Genomic DNA, 4,053 nt, shown 5'->3' on the forward strand with positions numbered 1-4,053 from the left:
ACTTAGAGACATTCTTCTTAGTCTCTCCCAATTAGATTGGGGATACCGTGTTGACTGCCACGGCGCACACATTTGGCGATATCAGCATCCAGGACGTATTTGTCCCCTTTGTTGATAACGTTATAGATTTGTCCGATGGCGTCGTGGCATGACCGTCCTGGTCTGAATCCGTAAGAGTTTGGCTCAAATTTTGCCTCCCATTCCGGTTCAAGCGCTAGCTTTGCTAGTGCTTGTGCTGCACGGTCAAACATTGTGGGTATTCCTAGTGGGCGTTTTTCGTTAGTCCCTGGCTTGTCTATATAGACTCGCCTAGTAGGATTGGCTTTGTTTCCCAACTTCAGAGTGTCAACTAGGTTTAGACGTTGCTTAGGGGTCAGCGATTTTACGCCATCCACACCAGCCGTCTTTTTGCCACGGTTGTCTTGAGTTACCCTTCTGACTGCCAAGCATTTTGCAGACCAGGATTTTAACAGAGTTTTTTGAAGCTTTCTAACTGCCTTGACATCTCCACGCAATTCAGCTCTGTAGATTCGTTTTTGCAACTTGTAAACCCGACGTTCTAGTAAACGCCAATTGAGTTCATTCCATTCCAACGTAGTCTTGAAACTCGTATTAGACATATTCATTGCTAATTACAACTCCACAATCTGTATCACCGTGAGTCCGTCTGCTTATCCTTGACATTACTCAAGGCTTTTGCTTCTGACTCAATCTCACTCAACCGCGTCCTTGGATTATCTCCGAGATATTGCGTCTTAGCTGACTACTCTGCCTATTCGACCTTGCAGAGAGACATCGATTGAGTTACTTCGTTCCTAACAACCTTTGGTTGAATCTTTAGGGTGGTGCTCTTCTACCGGAGCAGATAGTACAAACTCAAGTTAGTGGTACAACTCAAGTATCTTAATGCTCTTGGTCTTTTGACCCCAGTGTATCAGTCTATTTCACTGGTTACGCGGTGTCGATGGTTAAACATCTTCGCTTTCGCTACCCATAGATTCTTGCTAGACGGGATTGCCTATTAGACTTAGACTTACCGCCGTTTATTCCCGCTTTAAGGATTGGTCGGGTAGGAGAGAATACGTCGCCGTATCTCTCCCCCCTAAGAACCGGACTTGACAGTTATCCCATCATCCGGCTCAAGCTTCCTGCCTTGCAGAACGTTTGCCTGTGTGTGCGTGTTTGTGACACGCTTTATGTAGGTGGGCTAAATTATCGATTCTATCTGTGCCACCGTCTTTCACCCTTATTTTGTGATGGGTGTGCAGTTCCTCTCCATTAAACAGGTGTTCGCCGCATAGGGGGCATTTCCAGTCTTGGGCTTGGGCAACTTTGTAGTATTTTGAGCCTTTATCCCAATAGGCTTTGCCATATTTGGTATGACGTTGCTCCCAATATTCGGTTAGTGAGGGGTCATCGGGTGATGCCGTGCCTTTAATTTTGACATGACGTTGAATGGGAGTTTTTGCTAATCGGCAAATGGCTATTGTTTCCTCCTTGCCATGCCTATTTCTTATATTTGTTGCGAAAGTCCACTTATTTCCATCGATGGTTTTGAAGTATTTCTTTCGCACCCATTCTTTACCCTTACCTTTTTGTTTTCCCACTCGAAACGAGTGTCTTCTTAGCGACCACTGCCAGAGCGATTTCCAAATTTCGTGGTCAACATAGGAAAATACCCGTTGGCTGACACCATGCCTGTAGTAGTTCCCCCATCCTCTAATAATTGGATTGAGGTGTGCAATTACTGCTTCTTGTGTAATAGTCGGGTGTGCTTTGAGCCATGCCCGAATTTCAGCAAGAAAGTCTTTTACTTTCTCTTTTTGTGGAACTATGAAGCAGCTACTGTTGAACTGGCGGACATTGAACCCTAAATAGTTGAATCCTTGTTCAATGTGAACTACGTTGGTTTTGTCCTTGTTCAGTTCTAGTCCTCTTTCCGAGAGCCATCGAAAGATGGTGGGGGTTATTGCTTTGATATCTTCCTCACTTCGAGCGGTGATGATGAAGTCGTCGGCGTATCGGATAAATCCGTATTTACCTAGCTTCTTTTTCTTGGTGTATTCCTCACCCGTTGCCTGCTTTGTACATTGATAGGTTTTCACCACTTTGTACTCGGCTAACAGTCTTTCCATCCCATCGAGGGCTATGTTGGCAAGTAGGGGGCTGATTATTCCCCCTTGGGGAGTACCGCTCTCTGTTGCGTGGAAAACTTCAGCTTCTACATATCCTGCTTTTAGCCATTGTTTTATTAGCTCTCTACCAGGGATTTCTCCGATAGCTTTGAGGATGTATTCATGGCTGATATTGTCAAAAGCCCCTTTAATATCGGCATCTAGCACCCATGTGTCCATTCCTTTCTGGAGTCTAATCCAGGATTGTTCCAGAGCATCATGGCAGCTTCTACCAGGGCGAAACCCATAAGAGTTTTCCTCAAATTCGGCTTCCCAAATGGGTTCCAACGCATTCTTGACAACTGCCTGTGCGACTCGGTTTTTGACTGTTGGGATGCCTAATGGACGTTGTTTGCCGTTTGCTTTGGGGATGTATACCCTTCTGGCTGGTTTGGCTTGCCACAGGCTATATGTCAGCATTTCTCTGACAAGTTTGACTCTTTTTGCTGGGGTCGTTGCCGTCTGACCGTCTATGCCAGCCGTTCGTTTCCCTTGGTTTTCTTGAGTCACCCTTCGCACTGACAGTAGCAGGTTGGAGTAACTGCGTAGCATCAGTTTCATAAGGCTAGGAACCTTATTCCACTTACCGTTCTGTTTGGCACGATAAATTCTCCGTCTCAGGTTCCTAACGCGCTCTTTGATGGTCTTCCAATCAATGTCTGACCACTCTGTTGGCGGTTCCTTGGCTCCGATTTCATTGCTGAATCTATCTTTCACTTCGGTTCAGTTCCTTCTCTGAGGTTTTATCGTTTGAAACCTAGTGGAAGTCTGCCGTCTTTCGACGTAGGGCAAATCTTGAACCCCTATCTTCTGCATTACACAGAAGCATTTGCTTTCTCCACTTTCCTTTACCCTCTAGATAATTCCGTCTTCCTTACAGTTGACCTACTCAGCTTTTCGACCTTCGTCTGAGAATCTATAGGGCTTACTGTGTTCCGTACATCCGAAACTCGATTGAGTTAGGATTCCATCTCTATCCCGGCAGGAGTTTTAGTTCTCTCGTCATGACTAAACCATACTGTCATAACCAACCTGCTTACCTTTTGGTCAGAGTGTGTCAACCTGGTTTCACTCTTGAGCGAATTACGGGACTATCAGTAATGGTTCACTTTCGTTAATCCTTCCCAATCTTCCCCTTGCCCTCCTTACAATTCAGGTTTTGTACCTTGGACTTTTGTGCCTTGCATTCCGTCAGGTTCATTGCTTACTTTTGACGTAGGCAGAGTCAGTGACTCCTTTACATGGGGACAGGGGGAGAGAATCCCCTGGAGGAGACGGCTCCTCATTCTTACCGTGTTGTATACGTTTGATGTACGACTTTCACATCGCACATGGCTAGTCGCTACCTTAGGGAATATGCTTTCATTTCTTGTACCTGAAAGGAGGGGCTTTCACCCTCAAGGTTGTTAAGTTGTCAAGATTCGGTTATGAATCTTGCCTCTCCTCCCAAAAGTATTTTAAGCACTTTATTTAGATAGAACGAATCGCACCCCATTGAACGAGTGTGGCAATTCATCAAACAACAATTCAAGAGAGAAGTGTTTCTGACACTTGTCCAATTGCGTGAAAGACTGAATCAGGTTCTGCAAGAAATCACCCCTGAACAAATCAGTTCGCTATCTTCTTACAATTTCATTCTTGAAGCTTTATTCTATGCAGCTTCATATTAAATTGGTATTAATCAAACAATGGCTAAACCTTTTAAGTGGACATATAAGGGTAAAGTCTTGGCTGTTTAATAGTCTGTTTATTTACGCCTATCTGTACTAGGTACTTATTTTAAATATTCTCTTGAATCATAGTCTCAAACAACAAAGCCCCTTTCTTGATATCAGAAAGAGGCTTTATCTTTTAATAAAATCCCAGGCATCGAGCTATT

General features: G+C 44.4%; 1 protein-coding gene and 1 pseudogene. Both read right to left on the minus strand.

All coding sequences use genetic code 11. From position 1 onward, the window contains the following. Positions 1-59: 59 nt before the first annotated feature. A pseudogene (locus QUB63_RS34800) lies at positions 60-620 on the minus strand (reverse transcriptase N-terminal domain-containing protein); the annotation flags it as partial. Between the two features lie 519 nt (positions 621-1,139). Continuing rightward, positions 1,140-2,891: a group II intron reverse transcriptase/maturase gene (gene ltrA / locus QUB63_RS34805; protein ID WP_332949947.1), complete on the minus strand. Its 1,752-nt coding sequence runs from the start codon at positions 2,889-2,891 to the stop codon at positions 1,140-1,142. Positions 2,892-4,053 lie beyond the last annotated feature (1,162 nt).

Origin of the sequence: Microcoleus sp. ARI1-B5 (genome assembly GCF_036705795.1) — a bacterium.
In the GTDB taxonomy this organism is placed as follows: Bacteria; Cyanobacteriota; Cyanobacteriia; order Cyanobacteriales; family Microcoleaceae; genus Microcoleus.